Source organism: Winogradskyella aquimaris, from assembly GCF_042676105.1.
Classification (GTDB): Bacteria; Bacteroidota; Bacteroidia; order Flavobacteriales; family Flavobacteriaceae; genus Winogradskyella; species Winogradskyella aquimaris.
Genome location: NZ_JBHTJQ010000016.1, coordinates 367,030 through 380,398, shown reverse-complemented (window position 1 = coordinate 380,398; position 13,369 = coordinate 367,030). Strand labels below are relative to the sequence as shown.

Annotated in this window: 15 protein-coding genes and 1 tRNA gene; 4 read left to right on the top strand and 12 right to left on the bottom strand. The window is 35.4% G+C overall.

Annotated features, from left to right (window positions below; genetic code table 11):
* Positions 1-12: 12 nt before the first annotated feature.
* From ACFQ1K_RS11695 to pdxA, 4 genes are all read right to left on the bottom strand, one after another.
* Positions 13-1,011, bottom strand: coding sequence for a beta-ketoacyl-ACP synthase III (locus ACFQ1K_RS11695; protein ID WP_320554565.1), 999 nt, complete (start codon positions 1,009-1,011; stop codon positions 13-15).
* Between the two features lie 178 nt (positions 1,012-1,189).
* The gene (gene rpmF, locus ACFQ1K_RS11690; RefSeq protein ID WP_320554566.1) at positions 1,190-1,393 is read right to left on the bottom strand and encodes a 50S ribosomal protein L32; all 204 of its coding nucleotides are present in this window, start codon (positions 1,391-1,393) and stop codon (positions 1,190-1,192) included.
* Positions 1,394-1,401: 8 nt separating this feature from the next.
* A complete protein-coding gene (locus tag ACFQ1K_RS11685; protein ID WP_320554567.1) occupies positions 1,402-1,941 on the bottom strand; it encodes a YceD family protein in 540 nt (179 codons plus the stop codon).
* Between the two features lie 79 nt (positions 1,942-2,020).
* On the bottom strand, positions 2,021-3,061 hold the full coding sequence (gene pdxA / locus ACFQ1K_RS11680; protein WP_320554568.1) for a 4-hydroxythreonine-4-phosphate dehydrogenase PdxA: 1,041 nt from the start codon (positions 3,059-3,061) through the stop codon (positions 2,021-2,023).
* A 94-nt stretch (positions 3,062-3,155) separates the two neighbouring features.
* On the opposite strand from pdxA, the gene ACFQ1K_RS11675 reads away from it, so the two are divergent.
* Positions 3,156-3,746, top strand: coding sequence for a riboflavin synthase (locus tag ACFQ1K_RS11675; protein ID WP_320554569.1), 591 nt, complete (start codon positions 3,156-3,158; stop codon positions 3,744-3,746).
* Here ACFQ1K_RS11675 and ACFQ1K_RS11670 read toward each other — a convergent pair.
* The 3 genes from ACFQ1K_RS11670 to mce all read right to left on the bottom strand — a co-directional run bounded on the left by ACFQ1K_RS11670 (position 3,743) and on the right by mce (position 4,755).
* Entirely contained in the window at positions 3,743-3,943 is a 201-nt protein-coding gene (locus ACFQ1K_RS11670) for a hypothetical protein (protein WP_320554570.1), read from the bottom strand. The two genes, ACFQ1K_RS11675 and ACFQ1K_RS11670, sit on opposite strands and share 4 nt — an antisense overlap.
* 258 nt (positions 3,944-4,201) lie before the next feature.
* A tRNA-Ile gene (locus ACFQ1K_RS11665) sits at positions 4,202-4,275 on the bottom strand.
* Positions 4,276-4,350: 75 nt separating this feature from the next.
* On the bottom strand, positions 4,351-4,755 hold the full coding sequence (gene mce, locus ACFQ1K_RS11660) for a methylmalonyl-CoA epimerase (RefSeq protein WP_320554571.1): 405 nt from the start codon (positions 4,753-4,755) through the stop codon (positions 4,351-4,353).
* 108 nt (positions 4,756-4,863) lie between these two features.
* On the opposite strand from mce, the gene rbfA reads away from it, so the two are divergent.
* Complete coding sequence (gene rbfA, locus ACFQ1K_RS11655) at positions 4,864-5,256, top strand: 30S ribosome-binding factor RbfA (RefSeq protein ID WP_320554572.1); 393 nt, start codon at positions 4,864-4,866, stop codon at positions 5,254-5,256.
* Positions 5,257-6,459 (top strand): FtsX-like permease family protein, encoded by a 1,203-nt coding sequence (locus tag ACFQ1K_RS11650; RefSeq protein ID WP_320554573.1) that lies wholly within the window; start codon positions 5,257-5,259, stop codon positions 6,457-6,459. It begins immediately after the preceding gene.
* Here the strand turns inward: ACFQ1K_RS11650 and dusB are convergent.
* From dusB to ACFQ1K_RS11630, 4 genes are all read right to left on the bottom strand, one after another.
* Positions 6,456-7,448, bottom strand: a complete 993-nt coding sequence (dusB, locus tag ACFQ1K_RS11645) for a tRNA dihydrouridine synthase DusB (RefSeq protein ID WP_320554574.1) — start codon at positions 7,446-7,448, stop codon at positions 6,456-6,458. The two genes, ACFQ1K_RS11650 and dusB, sit on opposite strands and share 4 nt — an antisense overlap.
* A gap of 21 nt (positions 7,449-7,469) precedes the next feature.
* Positions 7,470-7,859, bottom strand: a complete 390-nt coding sequence (locus ACFQ1K_RS11640; protein WP_320554575.1) for a DUF4345 domain-containing protein — start codon at positions 7,857-7,859, stop codon at positions 7,470-7,472.
* A gap of 5 nt (positions 7,860-7,864) precedes the next feature.
* Complete coding sequence (locus tag ACFQ1K_RS11635; protein ID WP_320554576.1) at positions 7,865-8,446, bottom strand: hypothetical protein; 582 nt, start codon at positions 8,444-8,446, stop codon at positions 7,865-7,867.
* Positions 8,447-8,518: 72 nt separating this feature from the next.
* Positions 8,519-9,763: a M28 family peptidase gene (locus tag ACFQ1K_RS11630; RefSeq protein ID WP_320554577.1), complete on the bottom strand. Its 1,245-nt coding sequence runs from the start codon at positions 9,761-9,763 to the stop codon at positions 8,519-8,521.
* Between the two features lie 61 nt (positions 9,764-9,824).
* On the opposite strand from ACFQ1K_RS11630, the gene ACFQ1K_RS11625 reads away from it, so the two are divergent.
* Positions 9,825-10,931 carry a TolB family protein gene (locus ACFQ1K_RS11625; protein ID WP_320554578.1) on the top strand — a complete coding sequence of 369 codons (1,107 nt, stop codon included), beginning with the start codon at positions 9,825-9,827 and terminating at the stop codon, positions 10,929-10,931.
* Here ACFQ1K_RS11625 and ACFQ1K_RS11620 read toward each other — a convergent pair.
* A complete protein-coding gene (locus tag ACFQ1K_RS11620) occupies positions 10,928-13,333 on the bottom strand; it encodes an outer membrane beta-barrel family protein (RefSeq protein ID WP_320554579.1) in 2,406 nt (801 codons plus the stop codon). The two genes, ACFQ1K_RS11625 and ACFQ1K_RS11620, sit on opposite strands and share 4 nt — an antisense overlap.
* Positions 13,334-13,369 lie beyond the last annotated feature (36 nt).

Here is a 13,369-nt window from a genome sequence, read left to right as displayed (position 1 = left end):
GTTAGTTAGCGATTAGTTTGGGTTATAGGCCCATTTAAAATAAATTGATCCCCATGTAAATCCACCTCCAAAGGCTGCAAATATTAAATTATCACCTTTTTTTAGTTGGGACTCATAGTCATTAAGTAACAATGGTAATGTTGCAGAAGTCGTGTTTCCATACTTCTCTATATTCATCATTACTTTGTTTGGTTCTAGGTTAATGCGTTGTGCAGTAGCATCAATAATTCTCTTATTAGCTTGATGGGCTACCAACCAAGCAATATCCGTGTTTGTTAAGTTGTTTCTTTTTAATATGCGTTCTGCAACATCAGCCATATTAAAAACAGCGTTTTTAAATACTGTTCTTCCATCTTGAAATACATAATGTTTTCCTTGGTCAAAGGCCTCTTGGGTAATTGGGTAAGACGACCCACCGTAAGTGGCTTGTAAAAATTCTCGACCCTCGCCATTACTTCTTAAGATTTCATCTTGCAAGCCCAAACCTTCATCGTTTGGCTCAAATAAAACAGCCCCAGCTCCATCACCAAAAATGATACAGGTAGCTCTATCTTTATAATTAATGAAAGATGAATTCTTATCCGCTCCAATTAAAAGTATTTTTTTATAACGACCTGATTCAATATAGGCTGCAGCGGTAGACATTCCGAAAAGAAAACTTGAACATGCCGCTTCTAAATCATAAGAAAACGCATTCACGGCACCTATTTGTGTTGCCGTATAAGCTGCGGTTGAAGCCGCTTTCATGTCCGGCGTTGCTGTAGAGACGATAACTAAATCTATCTCTCTTGGATCTAAATCCGTTTTTCTAATTAAGTCTTCAGCAGCTTTGATTGCTAAAAATGATGTTCCTTTACCTTCTTCCTTAAGGATTCTTCGCTCTTTTATTCCTGTGCGCGTTGTAATCCATTCGTCATTAGTGTCTACCATGGTTTCTAAAATCTTATTAGAAAGCACATAGTCTGGAAGATAGCTTCCGACAGCTGTTATTGCCGCTGTGATTTTACTCATTATTAGCTTTTAGATTAATTAAAAGTATTGAAAAATGGCAAAAATGAATGGTTTTTATTCAGTTTTTAGCATTTTTTGGCAAATAATTATGCAAATTAAGTGGTTTTTCACTTATTCAGAAAATTAAAATAAAAAAAACGCCCACAAGTGAGCGTTTTATTATATGCGTGCATAATAGTTATGCTGCGTTTTCTTCTTCAGCAGAGTTGTCTATAAGTACCTGACCTCTGTAATATAATTTTCCTTCGTGCCAATGCGCTCTATGGTATAAGTGTGGCTCACCAGTTGTTGGGCATGTAGCTATTTGAGGTACAGAAGCTTTGTAATGTGTTCTTCTTTTATCTCTTCTTGTTCTAGATATTTTACGTTTAGGATGTGCCATTTTTAATGTTATTTATCCGTTAATAGTTTTTTTAAATTATTCCAACGAGGATCCGTGCCCTCATTTGTTTTGTTATTTTCGCCCGCTTTGGGTGTCAATTCTTCTAATTTTGAAAGAATGTCTGATTTTAATGTTCCGTCTTCTATACCTGGGTGAACGCGCTTTGCCGGTACTGCCAAAATAATGAGCTCATAGATGTATTGAGCAACATTAATCTCATATTCACCATGTGGTATAATTAAGATATCTTCATTCTCATCATTATATTCAGTGCCGAATTTAACCACAAGTTTAAATTTGTCTTCGATGTTTTGGTCGTAGGGTTCGTTTGTGACATCACAATTTACGTTTACACATCCCGAAGCATCAAAAAACAATTCTAATAATGTAGACTTCTTAACGAGTTTAAGGTCAACTTTTACATCAACTTCGTTAAATTCATCATATTCAAAATTATGAAAGAACGTATTGTCTATATTATACTCAAAACTGTGTTCTCCCGCTTTTAACCCAACAAATTGGATTGTAAATTCTTTTAATTCCTTCATTACCACACTCATTTTGAGCCTGCAAATATATAAAATTTTAGTTATTTAAAGCTTGGATATCAACAAATTTTGTTAATATCTATTTTGATGCTTTTTTAAGCGGATTTTTTGAATAGATATTATATTCCTTTCTGTTTTTAAAAATTTTTATAGCAGTGTAAATAGCTTGCACAAAAGAGTTTTCGTCTGCTTTTCCTTTCCCTGCAATTTCGTATGCCGTACCGTGATCTGGTGATGTCCTAACCTTACTTAGACCTGCAGTATAATTTACACCTGCACCAAAAGCAATGGTTTTGAACGGAATAAGTCCTTGATCATGGTAGGACGCAATTACAGCGTCAAAGTTTTTGTAATTATTGGATCCAAAAAAACTATCTGCGGAATACGGTCCATATACTAATGTGCCCTCTTCTCTAATTTTTTCTAAGGCAGGTCTTAAAACGATGTCATCTTCATTGCCAATAACTCCGCTGTCCCCAGCGTGTGGATTAATAGCTAACACAGCAACCCTAGGTTTACTTATTCCGAAATCCTGTATCAGAGATGTTTTTACAATTTCTATTTTCTCTCTTATGAGATCTTCAGTAATGTGATTTGCGGCATCCTTAAGTGGTACGTGATCCGTAAGGAGTCCAACCCTTAAGTTTCCTGAAACCATAAACATGAGACTTTTGCCATCTAACTCTTTTGCTAAATAGTTCGTGTGACCTGGAAAGTTAAACTTTTCCGATTGAATATTATGCTTATTTATGGGAGCAGTAACCAACACATCAACCAAACCGTTTTTTATGGCCTTTGTTGCAGCCTCGAGAGATTTTATAGCATATTCGCCAATATTTTTATCCTCTTTCCCGAATTCAACTTTAACAGGTTCCTTCCAAACGTTAACAACATTCACTTTTCCGTGCACTAAATTCTTTACATCATCAATGTTGAAAAAGTTTATTTTGCTGTTGAAATGAGTTTTAAAAAACTGCATGGTTTTTCCTGAGGCAAATATTACGGGCGTACTTAGCTCCAAAGATCTATTGTCTTCATAGGCTTTTATAATTATCTCCGGTCCAATACCATTTAGGTCTCCAACCGAAATGCCCACAACAACCTTTTCTTCTTTCTTCATATACAATTATGTAAATTTTTATTAAAACGAGCAAAGGAATTCACTTGTGTCCTTAACTTTGCAAATACAAATTTAACTAAATAAAGCGTATACTATGTTTACCGGTATAATTGAAGATTTAGGAATTATTAAGAATCTTGAAAATGAAGGTGATAATCTTCATATTAATGTATCTACATCTATCACTACTGAACTTAAAGTAGACCAGAGCGTGGCACACAATGGTGTTTGTTTAACTGTTGTTTCTATTGATGGTGATGACTATACCGTTACTGCTATTAAGGAAACCTTAGATAAAACAAATCTTGGGAAATTAAAGAAGGGAGATGCAGTAAATATAGAACGCGCCATGAAATTAGGTGATCGCCTTGATGGCCATATTGTGCAGGGACATGTGGACCAAACCGCAGAATGTACATCTATACTCGAGGAAAATGGAAGTTGGTTATTTACTTTTAAGTATAATCAAGACCAAAATAATATCACTATTGAAAAAGGCTCAATCACTATAAACGGAGTTAGCTTAACTGTTGTTAACTCAAAGCTAAGTGAATTTTCTGTAGCTATTATTCCATATACATACCAACATACTACTTTTAAATATCTCAAGGTAGGTGACAGGGTAAACCTAGAGTTTGATGTTATTGGAAAATATGTGAAGCGTCTTAACGAATTAAGGTATTAGACTTTTTTTGTAGATATCTTAAAGGCTTTATACACCCCATAACTTAAAGCCAATACTAAAAGCACCAATAAATGGTCATCTATTGGAAGGCCTGGCGGTGGCGGTGGATTAGGCGGAGGTGGTGTAGCTCCCTGTGCCATAGAGACAAAACCTATGAAAAAAAATAAGATTGAGGCCAACATTTTTTTGTTTTGCATGCTAAAAGTTGTGGTGTAAATGTATAAAAAAAACCAATCTAACAAAATAATTTCGATTAAAAAACGTCTTTGAACGGTAAATATTGTCGATGAAATGCTTAAAATGTGCTTAATTTAGGGAAGATACGCACAAAATACCATAAACATTTAACGCAAATATAATATTTATTCCCTTTCAATTAAAGCCTCTCCATAGATTTAAATCGGTTAAATCTCGTCGTAAAACAAAAAAGCCTCTCAAAATTGAGAGGCTTTTTGTGGTCCCACCTGGGCTCGAACCAGGGACTTTCTGATTATGAGTCAGATACTCTAACCAACTGAGTTATAGGACCCATTGGTGTTATCCAAATATTTCTCTATAAAAGAGTTTGCAATATTACTATATATTTTAAAACTCTACAAGAATTTTAATCTCTAATATCTTGGCATAATTCAACTAAAACACTGTTTGAAGATTTGGGATGTAAAAAAGCTATTAATTTGTTATCCGCTCCTTTTTTGGGTGTTTTATGAATCATTTCAAACCCTTGTTTTGTCAACCTTTTAATCTCTTCTTCAATATTATCAACAGCAAATGCTATGTGATGAATCCCCTCCCCCTTTTTTTCAATAAACTTAGCTATTGGACTGTCGCTATTGGTGGCTTGAAGCAATTCGATTTTATTGGGGCCGCATTTAAAAAAAGATGTTTTTACGCCTTCACTTTCTACATCTTCTATCTTATAGTGGGCTTCGTCAAATAACACTTTAAATATGTCGTTAGATTTTTCAATATCTTTTACAGCGATACCTATATGTTCTATTTTTTTCATTTTTATTAATTTAATCTTTAAACAAAGAAAAGAATTCCTTCAGGAGGAATGTATGATTTTTGTTATATAAAAATACCATAATCTTTAAATATCATCTACTTTTGCACTATGGAAAGTAATAGACAAAAGAAAATAGCGGGCATTTTACAACAAGATTTAGCAGAAGTGCTTCAACGTGCAGCGTCTTCTGGTGGATTAAAGGGTGTTATTATTTCTGTATCTAAGGTTAATGTTACTGTAGACCTGTCTATTGCTAAGGTTTATCTTAGTATTTTTCCCAATAAAGAAGCTAAGGAATTGTTAGAGGGCATAAGATCTAACACCCCTTTAATTAGACACGAATTATCTCAGCGCACGCGACATCAGCTTAGACGTATGCCTCAATTGGAGTTTTTTATTGATGACTCCTTAGAATATATTGACGGTATAGAGCGTTCTCTTAAACAAGGTGACAACCCTCTTGACAATACAGACCTTTTGGATAAGCGTAAAAAATCGTAAGTGAATTTTCCGTTATATATAGCAAAGCGCTACCTGTTTTCAAAGAGCAGCAGTAATGCTATAAATATTATGACCTTGATTGCTTCAGTAGGAGTAATTATTGCTTCAGCTGCCTTATTTATTGTCCTTTCCGTCTTTGCGGGCTTGAAGGATTATAGCCTTCAATTTTCATCTTTTGTAGACCCAGACCTAAAATTACTTCCTGCCGATGGTAAGTCCTTTTCATTTTCTGAAGTTGATAAAAAACAATTAAAAAACATTAAGGGTATCTCTTCTTTTTCTGAAGTGATAGAAGAACGGATCATTATAAAGTCTGAAAATAAAAACTTAATTGCCACACTAAAAGGTGTAGATTCCAATTTTCTTAATGTAACGCATGTAGACTCAATGGTCAGTAAAGGATATTGGCTTACACTAAATAGCAACGAAGTTGTTTCTGGCTGGGGAATTTCCCATAACCTCTCTTTTGGTATTTTAGATTTCAGGAAATCCTTGTCGTTGTATGTGCCCAAACCCGGAAAAGGTCAAATCAGCTCTATCAAAGGGGCTTATAATGCCGTTTATGTTAATAATGTTGGTTTATTTGATATTAATGAAGAACTGAATGATAAATATGTGTTTTCTGATATTTCACTAGCAAAACAGTTGTTAAACTATAATGAAAATCAGATAAGTGCTCTTGAAATAAAATTGAATCCTGACATTGATGAAGAAGAGGTTAGAGACAAATTAAATACCGTCTTTAGCAATAGATTTATTATTAAAAACAGAGAACAACTGAATGACGCATTGTTCAAAATGTTAAACACCGAAAACCTTGCTATCTATCTCATTTTCACTCTAGTTATTATAATCGCTTTGTTTAATATTATTGGGGCTATAATTATGATGATTTTAGATAAGAAAAAATCTCTAAATACATTATTTAACTTGGGAACGGAGCCAAAATCGATTAAGTCTATTTTCTTTTGGCAAGGTAGCTTAATGACCGTCATAAGTGGAATAATTGGTGTGTTTATTGGGTTTTTAATCGTCTTTTTTCAACAACAGTTTGATTTGGTTATGCTAACACCCGAATTACCCTATCCCGTAAGGTTAAATAGCTTTAACATCATTTTAGTGTTGGTAACAATCGTTGTACTCGGTATATTGGCCTCTCGTATAGCCTCACAACGAATAACTAAGAAGCTCATTCAATCTTAAGCAAACTGGTAATCACCGAATTTATCCAGCACCTCATCAAAGGTCTCAAATACATCTTTTGAATGGTCGCTGGTTACCATTCTCATGCGATAATCTTTAAAGTTGGGTATGCCTTTAAAGTAGTTTGTGTAGTGCCTTCTAGTTTCAAAAACACCAAGCTTCTCCCCTTTCCAATCTATAGACATTTGCAAATGACGACGCGCTGCTTCTACACGTTCTTGCATAGAAATTGGTGGTAAATGTTCTCCAGTTTTAAAGTAGTGCTTTACCTGCTTAAAAAACCACGGATTTCCAATAGTAGCTCTACCAATCATGGCACCATCAAGACCATACTCATCTCGCATCTCAACAGCTCGTTCTGGTGTGTTTACATCTCCATTGCCAAACACGGGAATGTGCATTCTAGGGTTGTTCTTTACTTCTGCTATTGGTTTCCAGTCGGCATTGCCTTTATACATTTGGGCTCTTGTACGACCATGAATGGCTATAGCTTTGCAACCCACATCTTGCAATCGCTCTGCTACCTCAACAATTTTTATTGAATCGTGATCCCAACCCAATCTGGTTTTTACAGTTACAGGCAAATTGGTACGTTTTACCATTTCTGCTGTGAGTTGCTCCATGAGACAGACGTCTTTTAGGATTCCCGCACCAGCTCCTTTAGAAACCACCTTTTTAACAGGACAACCAAAATTAATGTCTATTATGTCTGGATTAGACTTTTCGACAATATCTATGGTTTGTAGCATACTTTCCATGTTAGCGCCGAAAATCTGAATACCAACAGGACGCTCCTTTTCATAGATATCTAGTTTCATAACGCTTTTTGCCGCATTACGAATAAGGCCTTCACTAGAGACAAATTCAGTATAAACCACATCAGCACCTTGCTCTTTACACAAGGCCCTAAAAGGCGGATCACTTACATCCTCCATTGGTGCTAAAAGCAATGGAAACTCACCTAATTCTATATCGCCTATTTTAACCAAGTCTAAAATTTTGGTGCAAAATTACATCTTTTTACAATACTTACTATTTAAAATCCATAATCCATAAAGGCCTAAAACTAATTCGCCTACTGTACCCACAAGATAAATCATAGAAGGTGGGCCATCCAAAACTATGCTTATGGCTCTCCCTAAACCTAAGCCTAGCATAAATACCATATTTGAAATTAATGCAGTAGCGAGGAGTTGACTCTTAAAAACACCCCAAATCCATAATAATGAAAAGGTGAGGTATATGCCCATTATAGCTTTATAAAAGCTTTTCTCATCTAACGTTGATGGGTTTAAATTTAGGAAATCGGTTAAATCGAATCCATAGATAAGCGCTGCTGGTATCACAACAATTACCGAAATTACTAAGTTTATTTTGGTGATTATTGCTTTATTTTTCATTATGGCTATTGTCTAGTCCAAACAGAAGAGGAGACTATTACATTTGTAGTAGTAATGCCAGTAGTGGCATCTGTCTCATTGGTTGTTTCGTTTTGAAAAAAAGTTAATGTTTGACCATCAACTGAGACCTGAAAATCGGTGGTTTGCTCACCTTGAAACTGAGATAGGTCTATACCGTCAAAAGTGAATTCAAAAAATGAACCATCAACAATCATTTCATTGCCATTAACAGAATAGCTACCAGAACCTGTAATATTTTCGATACTATAGGGCTCTCCAGAAACTTCAACTCCGTTTGTTATAACATCGGCTGTGAGAGTGTAACCTCCCGAAGTACTGTAGTTGCCTGCTGTAAAGCTTAATGTGTAGTTTTCATCAATACTTAAGATTTGTACATCTGAAGTAAACTCCTGCCCTTGAAAGTTTGTTGTGCTGCTGACCGACACATCAAATTCTACTAAATCCCAGTCTCCCAATAGCTCTGTTTCCGTTTGAGTAGATTCTGAATCAAAATCCAAGGGCTCATTTTCACAAGTAAAGGCAAAGAAAAGTGTAAATAAGCATAGGAGTATCGTTAGTTTTTTCATTTTTTAAATTAATCTAGTTGAGATAAATGTACAACTAAAAATTCTTTTCAATCACAAGCACTAAATAATGATCTAAAAATTGACCTTTGTGTCTATGGTCCGCTCACCTCGTTTTACAGTAATAGCAGCTTCATCCCCTTTTTCAAAAACCGATAGTGCGCGCATATAACTCATCATATCTGTTACTGTACTATCTCCTAATTTCACAACAACATCTCCCTTTTGTAAGCCTGCATTAAAAGCTGGAGTGTCCTCTCGAGTACCGTCAATACGCATACCCTCTCCGTCATACAGATAATCTGGTACCACTCCTAAACCAACCTTAAATCGTGGAGTTTCCTCGCTTTCATTTTTTGTTTTCCTGAACGCTAATTCCCCGTTATCATCCAAATCCGAAATGATATCAAATATATAGTCTGAAATAAGATTCATTCCTTCATAATTCAGTTTGTCTGAATCATCAGCTGGTTTATGGTAATCTTCGTGCTGACCTGTGAAAAAATGCAATACCGGAATGTCTATTAGATAAAAGGACGTGTGGTCACTTGGGCCAACTCCGCTTTCGTTTTCAATAAGTTTGAATTTATTGTTGTGGGCCTTAATGGTTTGTTTAAACAATGGTGAAGTCCCCACTCCATAAACCGCAAGTGTACTATCTGCCTTTAGACGACCAACCATATCCATATTAATCATATAGTTTATGGACTTGGCCGATATCGTTGGGTTCTTAGAAAAATAATTAGAGCCAAGTAAGCCCATTTCTTCTCCTGAAAAAGCCATAAATAGATAATTATTTTTATCTTTTATATCAGTGTTTTCGTTCTTAATTTTTAGTCTCTCAGCTAAATTTAAAAGCACTGCGACTCCACTAGCGTTGTCATCGGCCCCATTGTGCACCGCCTTTTCCTCACCTCTATATAGTGACCCCTCTCCACCATAACCCAAATGGTCATAATGCGCTCCAATGACAATGGTGGTTTCTGCATTGTTATTGATGTAACCTATCACATTATTACCAGTTATCGTGCTGTCTGCATTAGTCGTGAATTCAACCTCCTTGTGTGGGTCTGTTTTTGGTTTAAATGAAAACGATTGCAAAAACCCTTCGGTCCCTTTGGGCTCTAACCCAATTTCCTTAAATCGTTTTACCAAATATTCTGATGCTTTCCTTTCGCCCTCGGTCCCAGTTTGGCGGCCTTCAAGTTTATCGTCTGCTAAAAAGTAAACATCTTCCTTTATTTTGTTGTCTGCAACCCTCGCTTCTTTCTTACAGGCAAAGGCAAATGCTAAAAGCACTAAAAACACTATTTTTTTCATCACTAAGTCTTATTTTTGCAAAATTAAGTATTAATAGCCACATATAATAATTCAAAAAAACATGAAGAGACTTACTGTTGTCCTTATTTTAGGTGTTTTAATTTTATCGTGTAAAAATGAAGAAAAAGAGTCTGGTAACGATGCCTATTCTGGGGCTACAGACATGAGCGAATCTCTAATATATCCGGAAGAAAAAAACTTTAAATCCCTGAGACAAGTGACTTATGGTGGCGATAATGCCGAAGCTTACTGGAGTTTTGATGATAAGCAAATTATATTTCAATCTAATAATCAAAAATGGGGTGTCAATTGCGATCAAATGTTTTTAATGAATGCTGATGAAACATTTACAGATAGCATTGCACCGCCTATGATAAGCACGGGAAAGGGAAGAACAACCTGTTCTTATTTTTTGCCAGATAATAAACATATTATCTACGCTTCTACACATTTAGGTGGTGACGACTGCCCTGAAGTTCCAGAAAAAGAGAACGGCAAGTATATTTGGCCAATCTACGATAGCTATGATATTTTTGTTGCTGATTTGGAAGGCAATATTGTAAAACAATTGACTCATGAAGATGGTTATGATGCTGAACCTACGGTTTCACCAAAAGGAGATAAAATAGTTTTTACCTCGACTAGAAGTGGAGATTTGGAATTGTACACCATGAACTTAGATGGCACCGATGTAAAGCAAATTACAAATGAGCTTGGTTATGATGGTGGAGCTTTCTTTTCTCCAGATGGTAGTAAAATCATCTTTAGAGCATCCCGTCCCAAAACAGAGCAAGATCAGAAGGAATATAAAGAGCTTTTGGCAAAAGGCTTGGTAGAACCAAGCGATATGGAGCTGTTTATCTGTAATGCTGATGGTAGCGGTATGCGCCAGTTAACCCATTTGGGTAAAGCTAATTGGAGTCCCTTTTTTCATCCAAGCGGCGAAAAGATATTGTTTTCTTCAAATTTTGAAAGTGACTTAGGTTTTCCCTTTAATCTTTACATGATAGACATCGACGGTAAAAACATTAAGCGAATAACACACGGCAAAACATTTGAGGCGTTTCCGGTTTTTTCTAATGACGGTAAATATTTGATTTTTTCATCTAATCGTAACAACGGTGGCACTAGGGATACCAATTTGTTTATTGCCGAGTGGCAGGATTAATTGAAGTCTTTGAGTCTATCACGCTCTTCAGCAGTCGTCGAACGTTCGTTAGTGCTTAGCTTAGTGTTGCCAAACTTATAACTGAAACCGAGCTTTACAAATCTGTTGTCTACATCTACAAAACTACTACTGGATTGGTTCAGGTACCTTGTGGCACTAAAAAAATCCTGATCGTTAAACATATCTGAAACAGATAAGGATATAACCCCTTTTCTTTTAAGAATTGTTTTTGACACACTAAGTTCAGAAGCTAAGCGATCTTCTATAACCTGAAACTGCTGAAGGTTTTTTCCAATCCAATAAATGGCCAAATTAATATTTAGACTTCTATCTTCTAGCAAAGAAAGGCTGTTGTTAAATGAACTGTAGTTAGACCATTGACTCTGCTCTACAAAACCCTCTCCAAAATTTGATTCTTCCGTAATGTTATAAAACGACGTTACAAAGTAAAGGTTCCAAGTGTTTGTTGGATAATAGTCAAATGAAAAATCAAACCCATACTCTGTTTTCTTATCTAAATTGGTTGGCGTGTAAGCAATGATATTGGTTTCATTATTCTGTCTTGGAAGTTCTACTATATCACCATCATAATTCATGTAATACGCCTCAACCGTAAAATGTTCTAAAAAATTAGTTCCTATTACATAATGATCTCTATATGATGGTACAAGATTAGGGTTACCTAGTACTATGGTGTTTTCGTTTAAGAAAAAGGTAAACGGATTTAAATCTGTATAACTTGCCCTTGTAATGCTTCGTTTGTAGCTTCCATAAACACTCATGTTATCATGCAAATTGTGGGATATGCTCACGTTTGGAAACCAGTTAAGATAGTCTTGCTTATTTATTTCGCTTAAAGACACTGATCGTCCTTCAATATTGGTTTGCTCAGCTCTTAACCCAATATTTAAGTCCCACTTATCCCAAGACTTATTAAAATTGGTGTACGCTGCAAAAACATTTTCATCATAATTAAAAGCATCCGTATTATTGTTGTTAATAACCTCTATTCCATTGATGATATCTAATCTAGTGATATCACTTTCGGTATTAACAAAGGAGTATTTTACGCCTGCCTCAAAGCTTGAAGTTTCATCAATTGGTAACCGATAATCCAGTTTACCGGTTATTATTTGAGTATCCTGGTTTGCTATGGTTCTAAATTCAGAGTCGTTAATATCTAATGGTTCATCTTGAAAAACACTTTGATCTCGTTTATAGTCATAAATTGTGAAATGGCCATTAAAAGTGAGGCTAGATTTATTTTTAAATTCGTGCTTAAATATCACATCTGTGCCTATATTGTACTTGTCATCCAGAGATAGATTATCCGCATCAAAGCTTGACAAAAAGTTGTTATCCTCATCAAAAATATTTGTTGTGTTTTTTAACCTATACTTGAAATATGGTGTATACAACCCTGAACTTGTAAGGCTTAATGTGTTTCTTTCGTCAATAAAATAATCAAAACTTAGATTAAGGTTGTGTATTTCTGACCACGTGTTTCTGTTGACATTAGATTTCCAAACTTCATTAATATCGCCATTATTATCAAAATAATTAACCGTATTATCCTGATCTCTATTTATTTTTTGATTGGTATAGCTGTAGTTTAGATTGAGATTGATTTTGTCATTTTTAAAATAATGGCTTGTGGCAGCGTTGTAACGTGGAAAAACCCCTTGGGTATAATTAGTTTGAACACTTCCTCTATAACCGGTTACTAAATTGTTGCTCATTACAATATTGATTACCGAACCACTATCTGCATCATAACTAGCTGGTGGATTAGTGATAACCTCAATCGATTTTATACTATTCGCTGGAGCACTTTCCAGTAATTGCATCAACTCGCTTGAACTCAACTGAACTCGTCGTTCATTAATGTAAACTGTCGCTGCAGCGCTTTTAATGTTAATTCCTTCTTCGCTTACAATAACACCTGGTGTACTTTTTAGGACGGCCAAAGTGGTACCCTCTATCAATGGTGTGTTTTCAATATTAAATACTAAACGGTCTGGTTTACGGGTTATAGTTGGTTTTTTGGCAACCACCGTAACCTCATCTAAGCTTTCGGGTGTTTCTTCAAGCCTAATAGTTTTTAAATCCAAATTTCCTGTAAGGATTATTTTCTGCTCAAACTCTTGTAACCCAATAAAACTAACTCTAAGGTAATAGGTGTCCTCGTTTAAATTAACCAAATTAAAATAACCATTATCGTCTGTAGACGTTCCTATTAAAAACTGCTTTTCTTCACCCTGAAGTAGAACAACATTGGCTAAGCCTATCGGCTGGTTTTCGCTATCAACCACCTTTCCTAAAATGGAAAAGTTCTGGGCAAAAACATTAAAAGACAGTGCAAAAATAATTATACTTAAACAAGATCGTAGGTGTGTAATCATTCGTTAGCTTTGTTCGCGCAATATAAACATTGTTTT

Excerpts from the sequence above, each read along its gene's own strand:
- ACFQ1K_RS11695 (WP_320554565.1), bottom strand. The coding sequence starts at position 1,011 with ATGAGTAAAATCACAGCGGCAATAACAGCTGTCGGAAGCTATCTTCCA.
- rpmF (WP_320554566.1), bottom strand. The coding sequence starts at position 1,393 with ATGGCACATCCTAAACGTAAAATATCTAGAACAAGAAGAGATAAAAGA.
- ACFQ1K_RS11620 (WP_320554579.1), bottom strand. The coding sequence starts at position 13,333 with ATGATTACACACCTACGATCTTGTTTAAGTATAATTATTTTTGCACTG.
- ACFQ1K_RS11630 (WP_320554577.1), bottom strand. The coding sequence starts at position 9,763 with ATGAAAAAAATAGTGTTTTTAGTGCTTTTAGCATTTGCCTTTGCCTGT.
- pdxA (WP_320554568.1), bottom strand. The coding sequence starts at position 3,061 with ATGAAGAAAGAAGAAAAGGTTGTTGTGGGCATTTCGGTTGGAGACCTA.
- ACFQ1K_RS11635 (WP_320554576.1), bottom strand. The coding sequence starts at position 8,446 with ATGAAAAAACTAACGATACTCCTATGCTTATTTACACTTTTCTTTGCC.
- rbfA (WP_320554572.1), top strand. The coding sequence starts at position 4,864 with ATGGAAAGTAATAGACAAAAGAAAATAGCGGGCATTTTACAACAAGAT.
- mce (WP_320554571.1), bottom strand. The coding sequence starts at position 4,755 with ATGAAAAAAATAGAACATATAGGTATCGCTGTAAAAGATATTGAAAAA.
- ACFQ1K_RS11640 (WP_320554575.1), bottom strand. The coding sequence starts at position 7,859 with ATGAAAAATAAAGCAATAATCACCAAAATAAACTTAGTAATTTCGGTA.
- ACFQ1K_RS11675 (WP_320554569.1), top strand. The coding sequence starts at position 3,156 with ATGTTTACCGGTATAATTGAAGATTTAGGAATTATTAAGAATCTTGAA.
- ACFQ1K_RS11670 (WP_320554570.1), bottom strand. The coding sequence starts at position 3,943 with ATGCAAAACAAAAAAATGTTGGCCTCAATCTTATTTTTTTTCATAGGT.
- ACFQ1K_RS11625 (WP_320554578.1), top strand. The coding sequence starts at position 9,825 with ATGAAGAGACTTACTGTTGTCCTTATTTTAGGTGTTTTAATTTTATCG.
- ACFQ1K_RS11685 (WP_320554567.1), bottom strand. The coding sequence starts at position 1,941 with ATGAAGGAATTAAAAGAATTTACAATCCAATTTGTTGGGTTAAAAGCG.